At 32.9% G+C, this 21,169-nt stretch carries 26 protein-coding genes and 2 tRNA genes; 12 read left to right on the top strand and 16 right to left on the bottom strand.

Annotated elements, in window-relative coordinates; translation table 11 throughout:
* Nucleotides 1–16: 16 nt before the first annotated feature.
* Nucleotides 17–283, bottom strand: coding sequence for a SemiSWEET family transporter (locus tag G6O70_RS06550; RefSeq protein ID WP_057869334.1), 267 nt, complete (start codon nucleotides 281–283; stop codon nucleotides 17–19).
* Between the two features lie 201 nt (nucleotides 284–484).
* Between G6O70_RS06550 and pnuC the strand changes: the two genes are divergently transcribed.
* The 10 genes from pnuC (at nucleotide 485) to G6O70_RS12200 (ending at nucleotide 8,071) form a co-directional block, all read left to right on the top strand.
* Nucleotides 485–1,291, top strand: coding sequence for a nicotinamide riboside transporter PnuC (gene pnuC, locus G6O70_RS06545; protein ID WP_057869333.1), 807 nt, complete (start codon nucleotides 485–487; stop codon nucleotides 1,289–1,291).
* A 446-nt stretch (nucleotides 1,292–1,737) separates the two neighbouring features.
* Entirely contained in the window at nucleotides 1,738–2,211 is a 474-nt protein-coding gene (locus G6O70_RS06540) for a GNAT family N-acetyltransferase (RefSeq protein ID WP_057869332.1), read from the top strand.
* Nucleotides 2,212–2,646: 435 nt separating this feature from the next.
* Complete coding sequence (locus G6O70_RS06535; protein WP_057869331.1) at nucleotides 2,647–3,054, top strand: hypothetical protein; 408 nt, start codon at nucleotides 2,647–2,649, stop codon at nucleotides 3,052–3,054.
* A 1,002-nt stretch (nucleotides 3,055–4,056) separates the two neighbouring features.
* The gene (locus G6O70_RS12215; RefSeq protein ID WP_057869330.1) at nucleotides 4,057–4,446 is read left to right on the top strand and encodes a hypothetical protein; all 390 of its coding nucleotides are present in this window, start codon (nucleotides 4,057–4,059) and stop codon (nucleotides 4,444–4,446) included.
* Nucleotides 4,447–4,730: 284 nt separating this feature from the next.
* On the top strand, nucleotides 4,731–4,925 hold the full coding sequence (locus G6O70_RS12210) for a sunset domain-containing protein (protein WP_233419141.1): 195 nt from the start codon (nucleotides 4,731–4,733) through the stop codon (nucleotides 4,923–4,925).
* An 81-nt stretch (nucleotides 4,926–5,006) separates the two neighbouring features.
* Nucleotides 5,007–6,076 (top strand): IS3 family transposase gene (locus G6O70_RS06525; RefSeq protein WP_219934271.1). Its coding sequence is split into 2 segments (ribosomal slippage): nucleotides 5,007–5,235 and nucleotides 5,235–6,076, totalling 1,071 coding nucleotides; the frame shifts between segments, so codons are not numbered across the junction.
* Between the two features lie 107 nt (nucleotides 6,077–6,183).
* Nucleotides 6,184–6,510 carry a DUF898 family protein gene (locus G6O70_RS06520; RefSeq protein WP_057868956.1) on the top strand — a complete coding sequence of 109 codons (327 nt, stop codon included), beginning with the start codon at nucleotides 6,184–6,186 and terminating at the stop codon, nucleotides 6,508–6,510.
* Between the two features lie 85 nt (nucleotides 6,511–6,595).
* Nucleotides 6,596–7,315: an ion transporter gene (locus G6O70_RS06515; protein ID WP_057868955.1), complete on the top strand. Its 720-nt coding sequence runs from the start codon at nucleotides 6,596–6,598 to the stop codon at nucleotides 7,313–7,315.
* 233 nt (nucleotides 7,316–7,548) lie between these two features.
* The gene (locus tag G6O70_RS12205; protein ID WP_057868954.1) at nucleotides 7,549–7,827 is read left to right on the top strand and encodes a site-specific integrase; all 279 of its coding nucleotides are present in this window, start codon (nucleotides 7,549–7,551) and stop codon (nucleotides 7,825–7,827) included.
* Nucleotides 7,820–8,071: a tyrosine-type recombinase/integrase gene (locus G6O70_RS12200; RefSeq protein ID WP_057868953.1), complete on the top strand. Its 252-nt coding sequence runs from the start codon at nucleotides 7,820–7,822 to the stop codon at nucleotides 8,069–8,071. Before G6O70_RS12205 ends, G6O70_RS12200 begins: the two co-directional genes overlap by 8 nt.
* A gap of 187 nt (nucleotides 8,072–8,258) precedes the next feature.
* Here the strand turns inward: G6O70_RS12200 and G6O70_RS06505 are convergent.
* The 4 genes from G6O70_RS06505 to G6O70_RS06490 form a co-directional block, all read right to left on the bottom strand.
* Nucleotides 8,259–8,331: transfer RNA gene (locus G6O70_RS06505), tRNA-Gln, on the bottom strand.
* A 151-nt stretch (nucleotides 8,332–8,482) separates the two neighbouring features.
* Nucleotides 8,483–8,555, bottom strand: a tRNA-Glu gene (locus G6O70_RS06500).
* Nucleotides 8,556–8,789: 234 nt separating this feature from the next.
* The gene (locus G6O70_RS06495) at nucleotides 8,790–9,317 is read right to left on the bottom strand and encodes a metallophosphoesterase (RefSeq protein ID WP_057868951.1); all 528 of its coding nucleotides are present in this window, start codon (nucleotides 9,315–9,317) and stop codon (nucleotides 8,790–8,792) included.
* Nucleotides 9,317–9,916 (bottom strand): XTP/dITP diphosphatase, encoded by a 600-nt coding sequence (locus G6O70_RS06490; protein ID WP_057868950.1) that lies wholly within the window; start codon nucleotides 9,914–9,916, stop codon nucleotides 9,317–9,319. The genes G6O70_RS06495 and G6O70_RS06490 overlap by 1 nt, the downstream gene beginning before the upstream one ends.
* Nucleotides 9,917–10,080: 164 nt before the next feature.
* Between G6O70_RS06490 and G6O70_RS06485 the strand changes: the two genes are divergently transcribed.
* Both G6O70_RS06485 and G6O70_RS06480 read left to right on the top strand, forming a co-directional pair.
* On the top strand, nucleotides 10,081–10,569 hold the full coding sequence (locus tag G6O70_RS06485; protein ID WP_057868949.1) for a YslB family protein: 489 nt from the start codon (nucleotides 10,081–10,083) through the stop codon (nucleotides 10,567–10,569).
* Nucleotides 10,570–10,869: 300 nt separating this feature from the next.
* Nucleotides 10,870–11,301, top strand: coding sequence for a hypothetical protein (locus G6O70_RS06480; RefSeq protein WP_057868948.1), 432 nt, complete (start codon nucleotides 10,870–10,872; stop codon nucleotides 11,299–11,301).
* 155 nt (nucleotides 11,302–11,456) lie between these two features.
* On the opposite strand, the gene dltD is transcribed toward G6O70_RS06480, so the two are convergent.
* The 11 genes from dltD to G6O70_RS06425 all read right to left on the bottom strand — a co-directional run bounded on the left by dltD (nucleotide 11,457) and on the right by G6O70_RS06425 (nucleotide 21,159).
* Entirely contained in the window at nucleotides 11,457–12,704 is a 1,248-nt protein-coding gene (dltD, locus tag G6O70_RS06475; protein ID WP_057868947.1) for a D-alanyl-lipoteichoic acid biosynthesis protein DltD, read from the bottom strand.
* Entirely contained in the window at nucleotides 12,701–12,934 is a 234-nt protein-coding gene (gene dltC / locus G6O70_RS06470; protein WP_057868946.1) for a D-alanine--poly(phosphoribitol) ligase subunit DltC, read from the bottom strand. Before dltC ends, dltD begins: the two co-directional genes overlap by 4 nt.
* Before the next feature lie 16 nt (nucleotides 12,935–12,950).
* Nucleotides 12,951–14,159, bottom strand: a complete 1,209-nt coding sequence (dltB, locus tag G6O70_RS06465) for a D-alanyl-lipoteichoic acid biosynthesis protein DltB (protein ID WP_057868945.1) — start codon at nucleotides 14,157–14,159, stop codon at nucleotides 12,951–12,953.
* Nucleotides 14,159–15,733, bottom strand: a complete 1,575-nt coding sequence (gene dltA / locus G6O70_RS06460) for a D-alanine--poly(phosphoribitol) ligase subunit DltA (RefSeq protein WP_057868944.1) — start codon at nucleotides 15,731–15,733, stop codon at nucleotides 14,159–14,161. The genes dltB and dltA overlap by 1 nt, the downstream gene beginning before the upstream one ends.
* Nucleotides 15,702–15,851, bottom strand: a complete 150-nt coding sequence (locus G6O70_RS06455) for a teichoic acid D-Ala incorporation-associated protein DltX (RefSeq protein ID WP_083481877.1) — start codon at nucleotides 15,849–15,851, stop codon at nucleotides 15,702–15,704. The genes dltA and G6O70_RS06455 overlap by 32 nt, the downstream gene beginning before the upstream one ends.
* A gap of 294 nt (nucleotides 15,852–16,145) precedes the next feature.
* Nucleotides 16,146–16,397 (bottom strand): PspC domain-containing protein, encoded by a 252-nt coding sequence (locus G6O70_RS06450; protein WP_057868943.1) that lies wholly within the window; start codon nucleotides 16,395–16,397, stop codon nucleotides 16,146–16,148.
* A gap of 13 nt (nucleotides 16,398–16,410) precedes the next feature.
* Nucleotides 16,411–17,352 (bottom strand): DUF4097 family beta strand repeat-containing protein, encoded by a 942-nt coding sequence (locus tag G6O70_RS06445; RefSeq protein ID WP_057868942.1) that lies wholly within the window; start codon nucleotides 17,350–17,352, stop codon nucleotides 16,411–16,413.
* A complete protein-coding gene (locus G6O70_RS06440) occupies nucleotides 17,349–17,954 on the bottom strand; it encodes a DUF1700 domain-containing protein (protein WP_057868941.1) in 606 nt (201 codons plus the stop codon). Before G6O70_RS06440 ends, G6O70_RS06445 begins: the two co-directional genes overlap by 4 nt.
* Nucleotides 17,947–18,276 (bottom strand): PadR family transcriptional regulator, encoded by a 330-nt coding sequence (locus tag G6O70_RS06435; protein WP_057868940.1) that lies wholly within the window; start codon nucleotides 18,274–18,276, stop codon nucleotides 17,947–17,949. The genes G6O70_RS06440 and G6O70_RS06435 overlap by 8 nt, the downstream gene beginning before the upstream one ends.
* Before the next feature lie 136 nt (nucleotides 18,277–18,412).
* Entirely contained in the window at nucleotides 18,413–18,724 is a 312-nt protein-coding gene (gene trxA, locus G6O70_RS06430) for a thioredoxin (RefSeq protein ID WP_057868939.1), read from the bottom strand.
* A gap of 74 nt (nucleotides 18,725–18,798) precedes the next feature.
* The gene (locus G6O70_RS06425) at nucleotides 18,799–21,159 is read right to left on the bottom strand and encodes an endonuclease MutS2 (protein WP_057868938.1); all 2,361 of its coding nucleotides are present in this window, start codon (nucleotides 21,157–21,159) and stop codon (nucleotides 18,799–18,801) included.
* Nucleotides 21,160–21,169: the final 10 nt, after the last annotated feature.

Raw genomic sequence — 21,169 nt, 5'->3', positions numbered from 1 at the left:
TTCGCCATATTTTTCTCTAATGTAATGCAGTAACAAAAGTAATAATTCCCAAGAAAATACCTGGTAAATTCGCAAAAAATACTGGCCAATCACGGTTCATTTTAAAATACGCATAAACACACCAAAACAAGCAGTTAATTGCAGCAACCAGTGGTTGAATCGGATTACCATATTGACCATTCAAATTACTGATAATCTGTGGAACATAAGAAACATACATTAATACTGAAAGAACAGTCGCAATACGTCCTAAAATTTGAATAAATCTTGTTTCTTCCTTCAAAAAAACCCTCCTCGAGTATTCTCTGCTGCCATTTGTACAATAAGTTCAAAGTCCATTGTAAACTATTAGCTTAAATCGTTCAAATTCAAAAGTTATTGACTATGTGTCAAGACAGGGGTAGAATGTGCTAATGAGTTTATATGATTAACAGCGTTGCATCCGAACACGGCTGTCTAAAAACAAATAAGGAGACTTTTTAATATGAAAAATACTTCAAAGTTTTATAAAGTTTCAGATAAGAAATCATTAACAACTTTTTCACAATTTACCAGTAGTTTTTCTGAGGCTTTTTTACAAGTTTTTAATCTTCAAAGAAACATTTTAGAACTAAAAACTTTACATAAGGCTACAAAAATTATAATGAGTATCATGCTCATTGCAACAATTGGATCTTTCATCTTTGGCGCTGACTATACTTTCTCCGGTTGGGTTGGTCTAATAACTGGAATTGCAGTCGTTTTGAATTTGATTCTTGTTGATCAAGGACGTCTAACTAATTATAGTTGGGGAATTCTTGGCTGTGTAGTCTGGCTGATAATTGCAATTAATAATCGCTTAATCGGCGATATTGCATCCCAATCATTTTATCTAATAATGCAATTTGTTGGATTATACGTTTGGCACCATCAAATCAATAAACAAAGCAACAAGGAAGAATTAACCTCTCGTAGTTTTACTTGGTTAAATGGACTATTCTGGTTAGTTATAACTTTCATTATTTATTTTATAGTTCTCTTCTTTAGTAAGAAACTAAACGGCACTCAGATTTACTTAGATGCCTCGCTCTTACCTCTTGGTATTGTTGGTCAAGTGCTAATGACTTATGGCTATCGCTCACAATGGATTGCTTGGATAACTTTAGACATTGTCAACATAATTATCTGGTACAATCAACTGCAAATAGTTAGTCCCGCATCAACATCAATGTTCGTTCTTCAGATTATTATGTTGATAAATTCATTATATGGACTTTATCTTTGGTATTATGGACAACAAAAAAATCATTAATTATTTTAATTGCTATATAAAAAAAGCAACCGTGAATAAATAAAGCAGTATTATCATATAATTACTCATTCCTAACTGAAAAAGTCATTATGTTATACAAATAACCCACAAAATCAGCAATTGACAGCCTGTTTTTGTGGGTTACTTTATTTCGTTTTCGCAAGATAATCTTATTTTCATTTATTATACTCAATAAGGAATTTTTACAGCAAAATTGTAAATATATCTGATTTCTGTACAAGCCAACTACTTTATTAATTCGGCTATTAATCTTATTGTCCAATATATAACCACCCAAAATAATGCAGATGGTAAAAGTGCATTTCTGATAGCCTTAAAAAGTTCCATATTATCACCCTCATTTTTTCTTCATAGTATCAACAAGGGTTTAAGTTTTTATAAGGTATACTATAAAAAAAGGTTATGTTATGCAGGAGGTATTTAAAATGAAATTACGTTTTCAGAAATTAACCACCCAAAATATTCGAGCTGTTTGGCAAATCAGCCGTGAAGTAATGACATTAACTGAAGATCCTTACCCTTATTCCAGCACAGACTATGATAAATTTGTCGAAAAAGTCAGCCATGGTACAGCTATAGTCGCAAATTTGAAAAATCTGGTTGTTGGAGCATTAATTTATTACCCATCATACAACTCAAAAGATGTAATTGAATTTGAAGTCTTTATCTCAAAAAAATATCAAAGATTAGGAATTGGTCAAAAATTAATTACGCAAATGATTAATGATGCCTCCACACACAACATTAAACGAATAAATCTTGACGTACTCTCGACCAATCCTGTGGCCATAAAATTCTATGAAAATTTAGGATTCACACGTTTTGTTACCGAGAAGAATAGATTTTTTATAAATAATAGATACGTTAATAATTACAAATATTTCAAAATAATTAATTAGTATTCTTTGATTTACTATATAAATAATAGAAGTTAGAATAATTTCTTGATAAAAGGACTTGATTAATTTGCTCAAAAAAATTTTTATTGCTATCCTCAAAGTATTGGATTGGTTTGTTGATGTTCTTGTCTTGTTGCTCACCTTTATTAAGCGTCCGTGGTAGATCTGAGTTTTATTAATGTTAATGAAATCAAATGACGAAGAAAGTTGAGTTCCTTTATTTTATGGGGCACTCAACTTTTCTATTTAAACTAGTTTTTGGTGTGGAAATATCTGCACAAATATGAAAAAAATTAAGAACATTGTAATTAGATCGGTTATATTAAAAAAAAGAATTAATAAACTTTTATGCGTATTTTACTTTGATACATCCAAAATAAAAAATAATTTACAGTGTCAGCAGTAAAAAATCATAATTAAAGAAGGAATTTCAAAATGAATAATTCAGATATAGTTATCAGTATCAATGATGAAAAATATACCAATATCGAACTGGAATACAGCGCGCTAATAACAGCAAGTGATAATCCATATTTAAAAAATGATGATATCATTTGCATAGCTAAGCTAAAAAGGAATAAATTAGACTATATTCGAGAAAAGGATATTGTTGCCTTTACCTCTAACGATCACGGATTTCTCTTTCATCTCTATCGTGTTGAAGATCTTAATAAATTAGAATTTAAATTCCACCCTCTATCCAATTTTTTAAATAAGAAATCATTTATATTAAAAAAAGCGGATCTCGAAGATTCTGCTTTGATTGGTAAGGTTCTTTATACAATCAATAGATTAAATAATGCCTTCTTCATTAAAATGTCACATGATGAATCTCCAAATTGACTTTTCTATTTCGACGATGAAACATAATTACTCTCCCGAGTGATTAGCCACTCAACACATCTCTATCTACTAAATTGTCATAAACTTTTCTCCTAAGGAGCCAGGTCAAAATCTAACTTTGACTTGACTCCTCTATTTATTTTGCATAGCCGCGTTCCATAAGTTCAACACACTTTTACTATCCTCAAACCTATCTCCTTATTTTACTTTCAAATGCTACACTTTATTTCTACTTATAGTACCTATTCTCTCAATAATGCCTTATATAGCCATTTCAATTTCAAGTCTAAACTTTACAATTCTTCCTTTAATCTATCCATATTTTTAAAAGTGTTCTTTTTTAATATTTCAAATAATTTTTATTTTTTGTTAGCTTTAAAAAAACTTTATAATTTATTAATTATTTGTGATATTATATTATCGAAAAATAGATTCAAATATTAAAACTAGAATACGCTTTAATTAATATTTTAGCAATAAAATAACTATTTAAGTTCCTAAAAATACACATTTCATAATAGTTAAATCAATGTTTTAAGTTATTGTCTCTCTGTAGGCTTTATTTTGGAATAAACTCAAGTATCAGATATTACTCGCTTGACATAAAATTATTTTGGAAAGTGAAACAAAAATTAAAAAAGTATATTTAATGGTCTAATAGCAACTTTTTCTCTTCTGTTTACTACATTTAGAAACAATAGTTCTGCATATAAGAACAGTAAGTATTATTTTGAAACACGGACAACTTGTTTACTATTCTTTATTTGTCACTCAAATAATTCGAATTCTACAACTAAAAATGAGACAGCCTTCAATTTTTAACATTGTTACGTCTTCGAATATCATAAATATTCTGTAAAAGCTATTTCAAAAGAACCAATTAATAATGATTCAGTGACTGAAATAGCATATACCACGATGAATCAAAAAGTTAGACTCGCAAATGAAAGATAGTCCAAACACTGATGACTGTAAAAGCTGAAATTACTTGGGGGAGTTTTTTTGTTTAAAGATAAAGTATTAGGTTTCATTCATAAGCATTATTTTATTAGTTTGTTTATAGTGGCATTTATCATTCTGCTACTATTTCCACGTGATTTTTTAATCAATATTGCAATAATTTCAATCATTGCTTTCGCGGTATTACTGCTTATTTATATTCTCAAACGTACAGGCAAACAGAGTGATTCACATCATAAGTATAAAACTGCTTTAATTGCTGTCCTTGTAATATTTTTTGCTTCTTTTTCTGATGGTGTTATAAAGTCAGATGCATCATCTAATAACACTTCTTCTGAAACAACTGCTGTGTCTCACAAAGTCAGTCATAAAAAACTACTGAAGAATCCAAGAAAGCTAAAGCTGCCAAAGAATCTAAAAAAGAAAGTCTAGCACTTGCCTCTTCCAGAAAAGCCAAAGCTTCAGCAAAAAAAGAAGCTTCTAAAAAGGCAAAAGAAGCTTCCATTGCCTCTTCAGAATCAGCAAGTATAGCTTCGTCAGAATCTGAAAGTGAATCTATAGCTTCTAGTTCTAGTATTGCACAATCTTCTTCTATTGCTGCCTCTGTAGCTTCTTCTCAATCAGTAGCTTCTTCTCAGTCAGTAGCTTCTTCAATTGCAACTTCACAATCAATTGCTGCTTCCAGAAGCCGTGCAGCTGCAACTTCAAAAGCTACGGTGACTCAAACAACTAATAACAATGGTGGAGATGACCTTTACACCGGAACTTCTGGTAAAATTATTGGAAATTCCCAATCACATATTTATCATGTTCCAGGCCAGGCTGGGTATCACACGAATTCATCTAACGCTGTATATTTTAATAGTGAAGCAGATGCTCAAGCAGCTGGATACAGAAAATCATTACGATAATAGTGCTCTTATCCTAGTATTTGGTACACAAATATTTAGACAGTTGTGCCATAATAAAATAACTAGGATAGGAGTTTTTATATGAAACGATATACTGATGATTTTAAAGCAAGCATTATTAAAATGCACACCGAGGAAAAGAGATCAGCTCGTTCTCTCTCAGAAGAATATGCAGTGTCTCCTGCATCAATTCATAACTGGATTAAAGATGCAAAATCAGTTGAACTTGATGATGGAACTGAAGTTACTTCTAAAGAATTTAAAAAATTACAAAAAGAGAACCAACGTCTCAAGGAGGAATTGGAGATTTTAAAAGCTGCGGCGGTGTTACTGGGAAAGCGTTAGGGCGAGTTAAAACTCTTGCTTTCATTAAGATTCAATTACCCTATCACCGCCTATCCTTAATACTCTCAACTTTAAGATTAGCTCGTAGCACCTATTACCATTGGTTGAACTATCAAACTAGTCAACACGATTGTGTTGACCGTCACTTAAAAGCAAGTATTCGAAAAATTTGGGAAGAAAACTATCGCGCTTATGGTTATCCAAGAATCAAACTAGCATTAAATAGACTGGGAATTATAGTTGGTGTCAAACGGATTTTTCGGCTAATGCAAGAAATGAAGATTCACTCTCTCATGCATCGGCGTTTTAAAAAGCCTAGTACTCATGTTGATTATTTACAACGTCCCAATCTAATCAAAAACAAGCCAAAAGCTAGAACTTGGCGAGCTGATATTACTTATCTTGAGCTACGACCTGGAACTTGGGTATATCTTAGTTCAGTGTATGAGCCAAAGGTTCATAAGATACTCGCATATAAGATAGGACGACAGATGAATGCCAAACTAGTAGTAGATACAGTTAACCAAGCACTTGAACATCATAAAAGACCAGCATATTTTCATTCAGATATGGGTTCACAATATACGAGCAGTGATGTTGAAAACTTGCTTAGACGACATCAAATCCTCCATTCGTATTCTAAGCAAGGATATCCTTACGATAATAGCCAAATAGAAGCTTTTCATTCATTATTAAAACGAGAATTCGTTTTTCAAACGCACTTCTCAAGCTTTGAGGACTTAATTCTCAGAATCTCAAATTATATTAATTGGTTCAACACTGAAAGAATCAGAACAAGTGTCTAGAAAAGCATGTGCCAAATATTGACTTAGGAGCATTATCTACTTGTTAAGAAATTATTAAAACCTTATCTAACGACTTTAAAGTCTTAAAACATTTGGGGGAATACATTGTGGAAATAAAATATGGTCGAAATTCTTTTTTTGATGGTGGTCTACTATCTTATATTGGCTGGAATATTATAGGATTCATTCTAACCTTTTTTACATTTGGAATCTGTTATCCGTGGGCTTTGTGTATGGTTTATGGTTGGAAAATAAATCATACCGTGATTGATGGACACAGAATGAAATTTAAAGGTTCCGCGGTAGGATTATTTGGAAATTGGATTAAATGGCTTTTATTGAGCATTATTACACTTGGAGTTTATTTATTTTGGGTTGGTATTAAATTGGAAGATTGGAAAGCAAAAAATACAAATTTTAAAATTGCAAACTAACTATATAAAGGAGTCGAGTAGAATTGAAACCTTTTGATTCTTTTAGTGTATACTGTGTATCATTTAAAAAAACAGAGAAACTAATATGAAACGATTATACGATGTTTTGATATCCCTTTTGGCTGCTATATCTGTGACAATGGTCATAATGGATTATGCTAATACTATTTCAATTGATAAATATCCATATAATTATATTGATAATACAATTTTAATCATATTCGCTGTAGACTATTTTGTAAGATTATATCTTTCAAAAGATAAGACATTGTTCTTTAAAAACAACATATTCGATCTTTTAGCAATCATTCCGGTAAATTCTATATTTTCTTTTTTTAGAATAGCAAGATTAACCAGAATTGTTAGAATTTCTCGGTTAGCCAAATTCTTTAGATTTACGCGATTGATAGGTTTAACGGGAAAACTTCAAAAAAATGTAAAGAAGTTTCTAAAAACAAACGGTCTTATTTATTTGATGATAGTCTGCTTAGCAATATTATGTATTTCATCAGTTATGTATTCTTTAGCTGAGAATGTTTCACTTTCAGAATCCTTCTGGTGGGCTATAGCAACTGCTACTACTGTTGGTTATGGTGATATTTCACCTCATACAGCAGTCGGAAAGTTTGCAGCAGTTTTGCTAATGTTTGTTGGAATTGGCTTCATAGGAATGTTAACAAGTTCAATCACAGAATATTTTACTGTCCAAGAGAATAACAAAGAGGATAAAATATTGAAAAAGCTAGATCAATTAGAAAAAGAAAATATTGAGTTAAAAGAAAAAATTAACAAATTGATTAAATAAAAAAGCATCCCCCACAAAGCAAAAGATGTGTCTCACTGTTTATACAGCTGTACCCTCTGTTTGTAATTGTAAAGAAGTTGATGTTCAACAGTGATTTCTCTAAAATAAGTCACTTGTCGTCAGCAAACTTATGCTTGTAAGGAGAGATCAATATGGCTTCATATACAAAATATAAAACGAGTAAGGGACGGTTCTGGAGATTCTAGGTATCATATGAGGAACAAACTACTGATATGCGTAAAGACGAAGCTCTCGCCCTAACATGGTCTGACGTCGATTTTAAAACAAGACAGATAAGAATCAATAAAACACAGTCCAATGATTACAATAACCACTTAGTAGTTCAATCAACTAAAACATCGGCCAGTGATCGGACCATTTTCATTGATTCAAAATCACTCGGTATTTTAAAGAGCTGGCAAAGGTTACAGCGCAAAGAGTTGTTACAGTATGGCTTTAACTCTTTGAATAAAAAACAGCTTGTTTTCTCCTCAAAGAATTACCATGCATAATCCTAACAAACCTCGTGTCTGGGCAGTCAGAGTGACTCAAAACTATGATTTAAAACACATCCCTGTACACGGTTTTAGACATACCTATGCAACTCTAGCTATTCAAGGTGGAATGCCACCTAAAGAGTTACAAGCACAACTTGGCCACAGTGATATTAAAACCACACTGGATATATATACTTCTGTAACTGATCAGCAGCGAGAAAATACACCCGAGAAATTTACTGCTTTTGTTAATTTTTGATTCTATGCAACCTAGATTTGTTGCATGAGTCTCTGGCCACTACTATGAAAGCATCTCTGAGATAATTCCATGCAACATCTATGCAACATAAAGGTGTAAAAGTATACGAAACGTTACGAATATAAAAAATAAAAATGGCGGTAAATCAACGTTTTACGAAGATTTACCACCATTTACTAACCTACAATTGGGCATACTGGACTCGAACCAGTACATTGCGGATTCAGAGTCCGCTGCCTTACCAATTTGGCGAATGCCCAATGAATTAAAAATAACTATTTTATGGTAATACTTATTCATTTGCTTGTCAATACACGCAATTACTCACGAATGACAAGCAAAATTGTGCTGCTTCCGCAAAATAAAAGTCCATCCTAATTAAATGATGGACACGTGTTTTGCCTCAACATATCACCCGTACGGGGATCGAACCCGTAACTCCGCCTTGAGAGGGCGACGTCTTAACCAATTTGACCAACGGGCAAAATACTCTTATTATTATACATTCATTTTGAGTAATGTCAATACTATTTTTTCCCAAAAAGTTGAAAATAAAAACACATAACAAAGATACCTACACAATAGCAGACACAAAGAATTATAACAATATCAAATACCTGATTATTAACAAATTGTCGTGAAATCATTAAAAAAGCAGTGGTCACACTCCATTTCAATAATTTAATATACAATTTCCTCAAATCTGGATTCACTTCTCTTATCTCCTTTTATAATCCATTGCTAAATTAGGAATAGCTTCAAAGTCACGATTATAAAATTGTACATGGAGATTCTGCACAGTGCTATCAATTAACGCATAAGTTCCCCCTATATTACTATATTCTCCTCTTGGAAAACTAATACTGCCTGGGTTAAGGAATAAGCATTCTTTTACCATTTCTGCACCCAAAAGATGCGTATGACCGAATAATGCAATTGTAGCTTTATTTTCCTGTGCCAGAAGATTCAAGCTATTTAAACCGCTATTTACACCATATAAGTGTCCATGAGTTAATAAGACATTTTCAGAACCAACTTTGACAACTACTTTTTTTGCAAATCTAGAATCGTAATCACAATTTCCCTTTACGACATGGAAATCATTGAATAATTCGTCATCGGGTTCAAGTTCTGAATCTCCACAATGAAACATTGCCGTGACCTGTCCTTTATACTTTTTCAATAGCTTGACCAAGATGTCACGATCGCCATGACTATCACTTACTACCAATATTTTTTCATCCATTATTCTTTGACCCACCAATCATCAAATTTTTCACTCAATTTCTTGATTGCTCGTCCGCGATGGCTAACCTCATTTTTTTCAGCAGGTGTTAATTCTGCGAAAGTCTTATCGAGTTCAGGCAGATAAAATAAGGGATCATAGCCAAAACCATCTTCTCCTCGTAAGCTTCTCAGTACCCTTCCTTTAACTTCTCCATCAACTACAAGAGGTTTCTTTCCAGTACGGGTAACAACTAATGAAGTATGAAATACAGCCGTTCTTTTCTCTTCAGGGATACCTTCTAAATTGCTAAGTAATTTCTGATTATTTGCATCATCATCATGATCTCCTGCATAACGTGCAGAAAAAATTCCAGGTTCACCTCCAAGTGCATCTACCATTAACCCAGAATCATCCGCTACAACAACTGTTTGTAACAAATTAGTCAGAGATTGTGCCTTAATCAAAGCATTTTCTTCAAAAGTTGAGCCATTCTCAATAATTTCTGGAATATTGTCTAATTCATTTAGTGTAATAACTTTAAAACCTTTTGGCTCAAAGAAAGTTCTAAATTCACGAGCTTTTCCCTCATTTTTTGTAGCTATCAATATTTTTTTCATAAATATGCCTCGCTATTAAATAGTGTTGTTTTCTCTTACGATTATACATATAAAACTTAGTGGTAGCAAAAATCTTCACTATTATTTAAATTTCAAATTAATTACAACTTTTTTATTCATTTCAATGTATAATCAATGGTAGACTGAATCAAAGGAGCGTCATCATGGATGTAAAAAAATATCTAGAACTGTCACAAAAAAAAGAGTTGGTAAATACTCTTGGATATGAAGTTATACGTGACATCTTGGTCCCTGAATTAATCGGGGACAATCATAATATTCTCTATTGGGCGGGAAAACGTTTAGCACGTGAGGTCTACCTCGCTAAAGATGATGATCTGCCGGTTTTCTTTTCTGAAGCCGGTTGGGGAGATTTAAAACGAATTAAAGGCAATAAAAAACAACAACTTTTCGAATTATCAGGTGACGTTGTTCAACTTCGTAACCAGGTCGTGAAGCAAGCCGATTTCTTGTTGGAAGCCGGTTTTCTTGCAGAAACAATTCAATTACAAAGTGGTTTTGTATGTGAAGCTATTATTAAAGAAATTAAGAAAAAAAGTGGTATTATCTCATTTTTAGTCCAATTAGATCCTGAAGATTCAATTGACAGCGCATTGATTCCTGATAAAGAACCACTTCAATTCACTGAATAATTTGATACTTATCCTTTTGGAAATAAAGGAAAACTAATTATCCTAAGTAATACTTACTAAAGGAGGTACTTGCAAAATGTGTTTTGCAAATGCCTCCTTTAATTCATCATCTGTTAATATATATTATATATTGGTACCTACCAAAAAATGAAATTTTAAAAATATAGTATTATCTATTTCACAAAAAATTTAGCTTATGAAATACATTTATTACATAATCAACTAAAAGCTTTGCTTCAAAATATATTTTATGTTTTTACACTATTTACTTTGAATAACATCATGGACGGAGGATTTGATATGCGTTTTTGGATAAAAATAGTCATACTAATTGTGACTTTGGACTTCTTGATCGTATTTAGCATCTACAAATGGTATGAGGGATGGATATGGGAAACTCCGTACTATAACAGCCATCAACGTGTTGAACTAGTCTCTGATGACCAAGCAGTTCACCGTTTAACATCACAACAATATTATGCTTTTGTACGTCTAACCAAATATGCAATTAAACAGCAACTTCATAATTATAATTTTAAGGGTCTTCATGACTATACTATAGAAATTTGGAAAACACGGCAACCACATGTTTATTATATTAATTATGTTTGTGGAACTGTTTTTTTTAACCAACGTTTTAGCACTGTGATGGACGTTCGAATCAATAGTGTAACACTCAAAGGACAGCCACATTTCAAGATTGTAAAGTTTGTCAGCCATTTACCTCAATAATGATAAAGAATATTCAGAGAACAAACAACAGATATTAGCCATAAAAATAGGACTGAATCAAAATTTAATTTTTGATCCAATCCTATTTTATATCTTGTGAAAACTAAATAACTTTATTATGCAAGTCTTCTTGTAAATGACCTTGGCTGAGTTAATTAATAACTCATGTTCTGCCATTTCTTTGTATAGAAATAGTTCTTCATTTTATACTGTGGGCTTGTCTGTTTCTTTGTCAAAAACGGATTCACATACTGATCAACAGCTAACCACCCTCTCCATCCAAGATGAATTGTGTCTTGCATGAAATATGGTTTCTTACCTTCTTTGGTCAGATTTGCAATATGTGTAAATCCTTGCGACTTCAATTGATACGTGATTTTTTTATTAAAAGCTTGAATCATTGACATTGATAACCCAGTATATTTTGCCCATTTCTCATTAACAGGTGGGATTATAAACAAGACATTGATATGATGCTTAGCAAACTCATTTAATACAAGCTGAAAATCTGAATATTCTACAGATTTAATGTAGCTAAAATTCCTTTGCTCCCCTGCTAACTTCTTATAAACTGGTTTTAATTTGTAATTCCAAAAGTTATTATCAATGTATAACTTATTGCTTGTTGTATTTGCTTTACCCAATTCATATCCTATTTTATCAAGTCGATATTTGTTATAAACTGTGGGCAATTCTTTTTCTCTTCTTCTAATTAATGCTTCTCGATTATTTAGTGAAATTGTTGAAAATAGCTGATCTTCATGATCCAATTCATTTTTCACCAAACGCAAATAATTCTTTTGAAAATTAGTTAAGTGTTGTCCTGCAGCAATCCGCAAAACACTATCATCGATTACATCTGTAGAATCTTTGGCATTGAGTGCAAGTAATCTTTCAGCTGCATACCTATTTTGAGTTGTTGGTTTTGCCTTTAATAACCAGTTTACAATTTCTGGACGTGGGTAAAAATAATTAAATGCAGCAGCATCTATCCCGCCTTTAACAAACCATTGAGGTGAAATAATAAATACAGCCTTCTTATTATTCAACTCATTACCAAAACCTTGCATCTGCCAAAATTGCGTTATTGATTGTGTTCCAGCAGTTCCAAGTAAAAAAGGACGATAACTACGATGATATTTTTGTGCTAATACAGATGGATGAAGTGCATCTATCCGTGAAAGTTCCGATGATCCAAAAAAAGGAACATAATTTTCTTTAAAAGCTGCTCGTTTAACAGCCATACCCTTAAAGACTTGGGGTGATTGTGAAAGTGCTGCTCTTTGAATTGTACTTTGTGAGATTTTATCTGGTCTTAACGGAGAAAATAAGAAGCCCATGACGATTATGACTGCGCACACAATTGGACCAAAAATCAAAAATAGTCTTTTGAACATACTCATGCCTTTAATGATTCAACTTTCGCAATAATCTTATTAGGTGTTTCCCACTCACTACGTTCAAATTCAGAAACTGGAACATCGACCCCACATTGTGCTTGCAATTCAAGTAGTAATTGAACAGTTGCCATTGAATCAATTAATCCTGCATCAAAAAGATTGATGTCAAGATTAGTAGCAACTTCTTCACTTCCAGTTAAATCTTGTAAAATCTCAATAACTTGTTCTTTCATTTTAAAAACTCCCTTTTTATTTCATAATATGGTGAAACATCATTGTGTTTAAGAAACCTGAAAAAATCAAAAAACTAAAACAAACTGTATTAAATGTTAGAAAGATAGCAAATAATTTCGTAAAACGATTACTTGGAATTTGCTGGCGGTGCTTCTTTTTAAAACGCAACCATGCATCACAAATAATGATTGCACATGCATGAAATAAACCATAAACAATGTAATACCATGTTACCCCATGCCAGAATCCCATTATTAAGAATAATGTTAAGTACCCTAAGTTGGCAATCGTTATACGACTTTTAATTAGTTTCTTCTTCATTATAAAAAATACCAGTCGCATATAAATGTAATCTCTAAACCAAAATGACAATGACATATGCCATCTATTCCAGAATTCCTTAATATTTGGAGCAGCAAACGGTTTGTTGAAATTCATTGGCGTTGCAATTCCCATAATATAGCTCGTCCCAACCGCGAATAAGCTATATCCCGCAAAATCAAAAAACAAATCCATTGACCAAATATACATGTAGGCAACCAGCCACCAAGATAATCCGCCATGTGCTAATGCATTTTGAGCAACTTGTGGCATTAGAAGTGTTCCAAAAAAGTATGCAATAAAGAACTTATACAAGAAGCCCAAGAAAATATACCAAATTCCCTTTTCAAGTAAGTCTAAATATTTTTCACGCGAGAGTTTTTTATCATAATCTCCGATAAATCGACGATAACGATCAATTGGACCCGAGGAAATAGTTGGGAAGAATAATAAGAATTGGAGTGTTTTCCATAAATTGAAGTCCTTAATTGCTCCATCACGAATTTCCATAATCATTCCAACAATTTTGAAAGTAATGTAACTGATTCCTAAAAATCCAATAATTGAAACCTGTCCCCCGTAAACTGCAGGTGTGACTTTGACAATAACCAAAGGAACAATTGAGATAATCACTGCCAGATAAAACACCCACGAATTGTTTAGCCTCATCCTATAATTAAAATACAGTTTAATTAAAATAACTTCTAAGATGATATAGATTATTAAGGCTATTCCTTGATGCCATTTTATTCCGCCAAAAGATAATGTTAAAAAGCCAAGAGAAATAAGAGTTTGATACCAATATATTTTCTTTTCACAAAGATTCGCTATAATTATTGGCACAAATGATAATGCTATTAATAGAAAATATGTTGGATTTTGATAAGGTTGCATACTAATCATTAGCTATTAACCTCGTGCAAAATTCCCTTGCGGTCAACCTTACCGTTATTCGTCAGTGGCAAGGATGTCACATAAACATACTTCTGTGGAATCATGTATGGCATCATCATCGTTGTTAGTTCTGCTTTGATGGCTTTCGTTAACGCAAATTCTGATTCAAATTCATTTTCCTTTGGTACTACATAAGCCACAATTTGTGTAGCTTTATGATTTTGGTCATACTTAGGCGCACATGTAGCTTGTTTGATTAATGAAACTTGATTTAAATGATGATCAACTTCTTCAAGTTCAATTCTGAAACCATGTAACTTTACTTGAAAATCAATTCTGCCATGATATAACAGCTGTCCCTTGTCATCAATTTCAGCCAGATCCCCAGTACGATAAGCTTGTTTTCCGTTAAAATTAATAAATGCTTGCTGCGTTTTTTCTGGATTATTCAAGTATCCTTTTGAAACACTTGGACCAATTATCAATAATTCGCCAGACGTTCCGCTTGGTACTTCATGCAAATCTTCATCCACAATCAGCAACTCTGTATCTTCTTTACTGATTCCAATTGGTAATCGTGGATAATTAGTAAGAATGTTCTTGTCAATCAATACCTGGCTAACTGCAACTGTTGCTTCAGTTGGTCCATATGTGTTATAGATACCCGCCTTAGGGAATCTTTCTTTCAGCATTTGTGCGGCTTTATGTGTAAGCTCTTCCCCGCAAAATAGAAAATGTGTAACCGTTGGATAGTTATCCTCATTGAAATTTTTATCAAGCAAACAAATATCCATGAATGAAGGAGTGGACACCCAAATATTTAATTCCATTTTTGGTAATGTTTCAAATAGATTCTTAAAATTATCCGTTACCTTCTTAGGCAGGACAGTCAATTTGCCTCCCTGAGTTAATGCAGGATAAATGGACATCACAGATAAATCAAATGAATATGCTGCCTGTGCCAAAAAGGTTTTTCCTGCTGTAATTCCAAAATCACTTTTCATCCAGTCTAAAAAGCTTTGTAGATTATTAGCGCTTATTTGTACTCCTTTAGGCATCCCAGTTGTTCCCGAAGTAAAAATCGTATAAAAAACATCATTACCGCTAACCTGATACTTGGTTGCATCAAATGCCCTTATGTTACTTTGGAAAATCTTTGTCAACTCTTCATTATTCAAAATAATGAGGTCACCTAATTCTACTGGTAATTTTTCGACCGCAATACACGCTGCTGGTTTTGCGATCTCAACAATCTGTGTAATTCTTTCATTTGGTGATTCCACATCCAATGGTATGTATGAATGTCCAGCTTTTACGACTGCTAAAAAAGAAACTAACATCTCAAAAGTTTGGCCCCCAAATACCAAAATGGGTGCTTTTTTAGGTAATTCTAAATTTACTAATTTTTGAGCTAGTGAGTCTGACATCTGCTTTAGCTCTAAGTATGTCCTCTTATCTCCTAGATAGTCACATACAGTCTTATTTGGCATAATTTCAGCCCATTTGTCGATTTGTTGAATAATATTCACGATAAAATTATCCTCCCTTAAATTAAAACTCGTTATAAATAAAGTGCGGACCATTCATACCGCTATAACTAAAAAAGTATACCAAGCCCATTATAATCACTGCATAAAAAACAGTTTTTAAAATAAACTTTGCAACTTCATTTTTAATCAACATATTACTAAATTGTTTCAAAAAAATCCCTCCAATTCTTGAATGTTGAAAAAAATTTAAATTCATATAAAATTCACAATTTATTCATATTCTATACATCTACTATGATTACATTTCTTGGAAATTGTTACAATAGTTTATCTTATAAGATTTCTTAAAGAATTTGTAAAATTAACTTATTTTTGTAATATTTTTGTAAAAAAGATAAAATTAAATCGAACTACATTCTTCATTTTCGCTGTTAAATCCTAAAAAAAGAAGCCAGATTAAAAGTTAGAATTTTAATCCAGCCCTTCTTATTCCAATTACTACTTTTTAGTTATTTTTATCTCTAAATTCACCCTCAACAATATGTTCATCTTTACGATTACTTCCATCATCTTCTGGCATAACAACCGCTGCCACAATATAAATAATTAATCCAATGAATATTTGACCTGGAAAAATTATTAAAATTGCCCCAATAATACGCACAATTGCTTTATCCACTTCCAAATACTCGGCTAATCCACCCAAAACCCCTGAAAATACTTTATCCTTTGATTTCATTAATTTCTTATTTCTCATGACCATTTCCTCCTTATTTTATCTCGTTATCCCCAGATATATTAATTAGCTTAATCTGATTTGCTTGATTACTTCGACTTGACACTCTACTTTTGACACCTTTTCCAAACAAAGTATTATCGCCATCTTCATTGCTCATTGAATACCCTATCCCACTATCATTTAAGAGCGATATTGAGTTATCACCATCATTATTTACCACATTAAGCTCTCCTGTTATTCCAATCTTTGTCCCCTCAAAATCACCATCCGTCAACTTAAGTTCTCCACCATTAATAGTTGAATCATAAAGACTGATGTCACCATCAGAATTGGTCATTTTCACATTAGTAAAGCTACTTTCATGTGCAGTTAGATCACCATCAACTAATGAAAATGTCCCATTAGTTATTTGGCTTTGCGCTGTTACATCTACATCCCCATCTTCATTATCTATTTTGAGTTCACCTGCAGTCAAGTTTCCAATACTAATATCTCCATCTGTATCATCAACACTAATTTTTTGGGTTTTAATATTTTGGATACTTAAATCTCCTTCAGTAATAGTTACACCGATATCTTGCAAAGTAGCCGTTTTAGGCACTGTAATTATTACTCTTTCACTGTTTTCAACACTACCTGAAATACTAATATAGTTACTCAAACTCTTTTTTTGCTGAATATTTAAAATCCCATTAGAAATTGAAACAGTTGGTAGATATTTTTTGTTTCCCTGATAACTAATTTGAAAATGCGATCCTCGAGTAATTACAATATCATTTATGGTATCATTGACGTTTATCTTATCAAAACTAACATTTTTTGATAAAATCTGTTTCTTTTCAATCCGCGTTGCTACTTTGGGTTTCCACCCATCAATATACAGTGGCTTGGCACCATTTTTTATATACCCATATCCTGTAAGAAGGAGACCAATTACCATGATGAAAAATCCTATAATTATCGTTTTCTTCATTTTCTTTCACCACTTTCTTGCCTATTTCCGAACTTCTTATACAAATATCTTGCAAAATTGGCAGTACATTGCAGTACAACACGACAAATCCAATAAATAATTGGCAATAATATCAGTAAAAGTCCTAAAGTTGTCAGGAATATCCCCATATAAAAAAGGCCAGTATTTAAACTCTGAAACAATAATAAAATACCTGCATACAATGCACCCACCATTCCAACAATCAGACCAGCAAATAAAACAACAACCAGAATTACCATTGAGAGAATAACTGCTACTAAGGCAATCAGTAATCCCCCACCAATTCCAAGTGTCACTGGTGATGATAAAATCACTAAAGTTATCAGCCAAATCATTTTTGAACTTTTATGTGCTGGTCTAATTTTTTCTTCACTTTCATCGTCCATTTTGACTGAGTGATCTGCCATTATTTTTCGTGCCAATTGTTTCGGAGTACCTAACCGTGTTTCAATTTCCTTTCTTGTTGTAATCCCTGCATCAGAAATAAATTCAGAATAAAAACTTACTGCTTCTTCAATTTCAGTTTTTGATAATCCCCTTAATAACCCTCTTAATTCATCTAAATACCCTTGACTATCCATTCGTTTTTCCTCCTCTTCCCCCAAAAAAGACTTGATCTAAACTTAGCTTATAGCTTTGCCACATTGTCTCAACTGCTTTAAGATGATCAAATCCCTTATCAGTAATTTTGTAATAACGTCGATTTCTTCCTTGATAAGGTTGATCGTAAGTCGTCAAAAAACCATCTTTTTGAAGGCGGCGTAAAACTGGGTACATTGTTGATTCTGAAATATCGATGGCAGCTTGCATATCTTGAGTCAACGCATAGCCGTAATAGTCTTTTTGTGATAGTAATGCTAGAACCATTCCATCCAGCAAATCAGCTGATATTTTTATTTTCATAGCTTAACCTCCTCTAGCTTTACGCCTCATAATATTATACGTAATATAATATTGTTTATGTAATTATTATATAAAAAAAATGCAAAAAGTCAAATGACCTTCTGCATTTTTTTATCGCTATTAACAATAAAGTAAATTAAATGTATTGTTCCAACTTAGCCTGTAATCTTTCCTTTGGATGATAACCTACTAGAGTATCAACCACTTTACCATCTTTCTTAATCAGTAACGTTGGAATACTCATAATTCCAAACTCACTTGCTGTTGCTTGATTTTGATCAACATCAACCTTAGCAAAAGTTACTTTGTCACCCATTTCTTCCGATAATTGTTCTACAACCGGCGACTGCATCCGACAAGGACCACACCATGTTGCCCAAAAATCAGTTAGTGTAACGCCTGTACTTGTTTCCTTATCAAATGTTGAATCTGTTAATTCTTTAATCATTTAAAACGCCTCCTACTATCTTTTCGTAAGTAAATAATAACAGATTAAGCAATAAAATCAATATTTCTGCTCTACTATTTAAAATATACTACAGTTGCTCCATTTCCACCTGCATTAGGTGCCGCAAATTTAAAACTTTTTACTGCTCGATTTTGCGCTAGAAAATCGGTAATTCCTTTTCTTAATGCGCCAGTTCCTTTGCCGTGAACAATTGTCACAGTTGAATAACCTGCTAAAACAGCAGCATCTAAGTAACGATCTACCTTCACAAGTGCTTCCTCATAACGTTCACCACGTAAATCCAAAGTTGGAGAAACATGCGCTGTATTAGCGGATTTAACACTTGTTCTAATTGCCGTCTTCTTATTATCTTCAACTTTTATTTTTTCTAAATCATCTGCCATAACTTTCATCTTAAGGATTCCTAGTTGGACTTCCCATTCATGATTTCCGGCTTTCCTTAACAATACACCTCGTTGTCCGTATGATTTCACAAGGACATCATCATTTGGTTTCAGAGTTTGATTTTCTCTTGCACGGCGTAAAACCCTATTTTTCTTCAAATTCGTCGGTTGCTCAAGATTATTTAGCCTTGCCTTTGCAGAAATCAACTCATCTTCTTTAATTGTTGTTCCAGCATTTAATCTCATTTGCCGTAATTCTGCAATAATTTTTTCAGATTTTTGGGTAGCTTGTTCAACAATTTCATTACCTTTTCTCTTTGCATCATCAAGCAAATTTTCCCGTTGATTAACAAAATCATCGTATTTTTTGTCTAAATCATCATGAAGTTTTCGTGACTCATCTAAGTTTTTATGCAGTTCTATTGATTCTTCTTCAAGCCGATGTCTTTTTGATACTAAATCCTGAATCATATCATTTAAATCTTGATTTTGCCCCGCAGTTAACTGCTTTGCTTGCATTATAATAACTTCATCAAGGCCCAATTTCTTTGAAATATCTAAAGCATTACTGCGACCAGGTATTCCTAGCAACAAATGATAAGTTGGTTTTAGGCTTTCTATATCAAATTCCATGCTTGCATTAATAGTTTGAGGGCGTTCATAAGCGTATGCTTTGAGCTCCGGATAATGTGTTGTTGCCATTACATAACTACTCTTAGAACCCACATAGTCAAGAATAGAAATTGCAAGTGCAGCTCCTTCTTGTGGATCCGTACCAGCTCCTAGTTCATCAAATAAAATCAGTGATTTATCATCAACTTCAGATAAAATTGAGACAATATTTGTCATATGTGATGAAAAGGTACTTAGACTTTGTTCAATCGACTGTTCATCCCCAATATCCGCAAAAATATTGTCAAAAATACCAATCCGACTTTCCTCGAATGCCGGAATAAAAAGTCCTGATTGACCCATAAGTTGAATTAATCCCAAAGTTTTCAAAGTAATCGTTTTTCCACCCGTATTTGGTCCGGTAACAACAATTGCTTTGTAATCATCTCCAAGCATGATATCGTTTTTTACAGCTACTTTCATATCAATTAAAGGATGCCATACCTGACGTAAATAAACCTTATTTTCTGGTGAAAGTAAAGGTTCTGTTGCCTTAATTTGCGCAGCATATTTTGCTTTTGCATTTACAAAATCAAAAATACCGAGTACATGTACATTCTGCCGAATTTCCGTTGTATATGGTGCAATTAATTCCGAGAGTTCTCGTAATATTCGTATAACTTCTTCTTTTTCGTTTGCCTGTTGCTGTTTCAAGCGATTATTTAGTTCTACAATCTGCCTTGGCTCAACAAATACAGTTTGACCGGAAGCACTTTGATCATGTACAACGCCTCCAAAATGATTACGATACTCCTGCTTGACAGGAATCACATATCTATCATTTCTAATTGTAATTACAGCATCACTCAAATACTTGGATGAACTGCCATGAACTAATACGTTCAATTGATCTCTCAGTTGACCTTCAACAGCTGCAATTGAACGCCTAATCCCAGCTAAAGCAGTTGAAGCTTCATCGGTTACATGTCCATCGCCTTCAATCGAAGTTAATAATCGCTTATTAACCCCAGGCAAGACTTGCAAGTTATCTGCCAACTCATCCAAAGAAACTAGTTCAATTGCATCATCATCAAGCTTTACAAAAAAATTTCTAACTTCATTTGTTGCACGCAAAACTTTACTAATAGCTGCTAATTCTTTACCATTCAAGCTAGCATCTATGTCTAACCGCTTTAATGACTGCGAAATATCCGATAATTTGGGAACCGGAATTCCGCCTTTCATCCTCAAAATATCAGCACCATCTTTAGTTTGTGCAATTTGCTTTTTTATTTCTATTATGTCGCTGCTTGGTTCAAGTGCAGTAACTTGCTTTTCCCCCATTGGAGTACTTACAAAAGGCAATAGATTTTTTTTAACTTTGGCAAACTCTAGAGTCTTCAAAGTTTTACTGTTCACAAAACTTCCC

The sequence above is a fragment of the Liquorilactobacillus hordei DSM 19519 genome, assembly GCF_019443985.1.
GTDB classification, from domain to species: domain Bacteria; phylum Bacillota; class Bacilli; order Lactobacillales; family Lactobacillaceae; genus Liquorilactobacillus; species Liquorilactobacillus hordei.
Note: the sequence above shows the minus strand (reverse complement) of the source record. Positions and strands in the feature narration are given on the sequence as shown.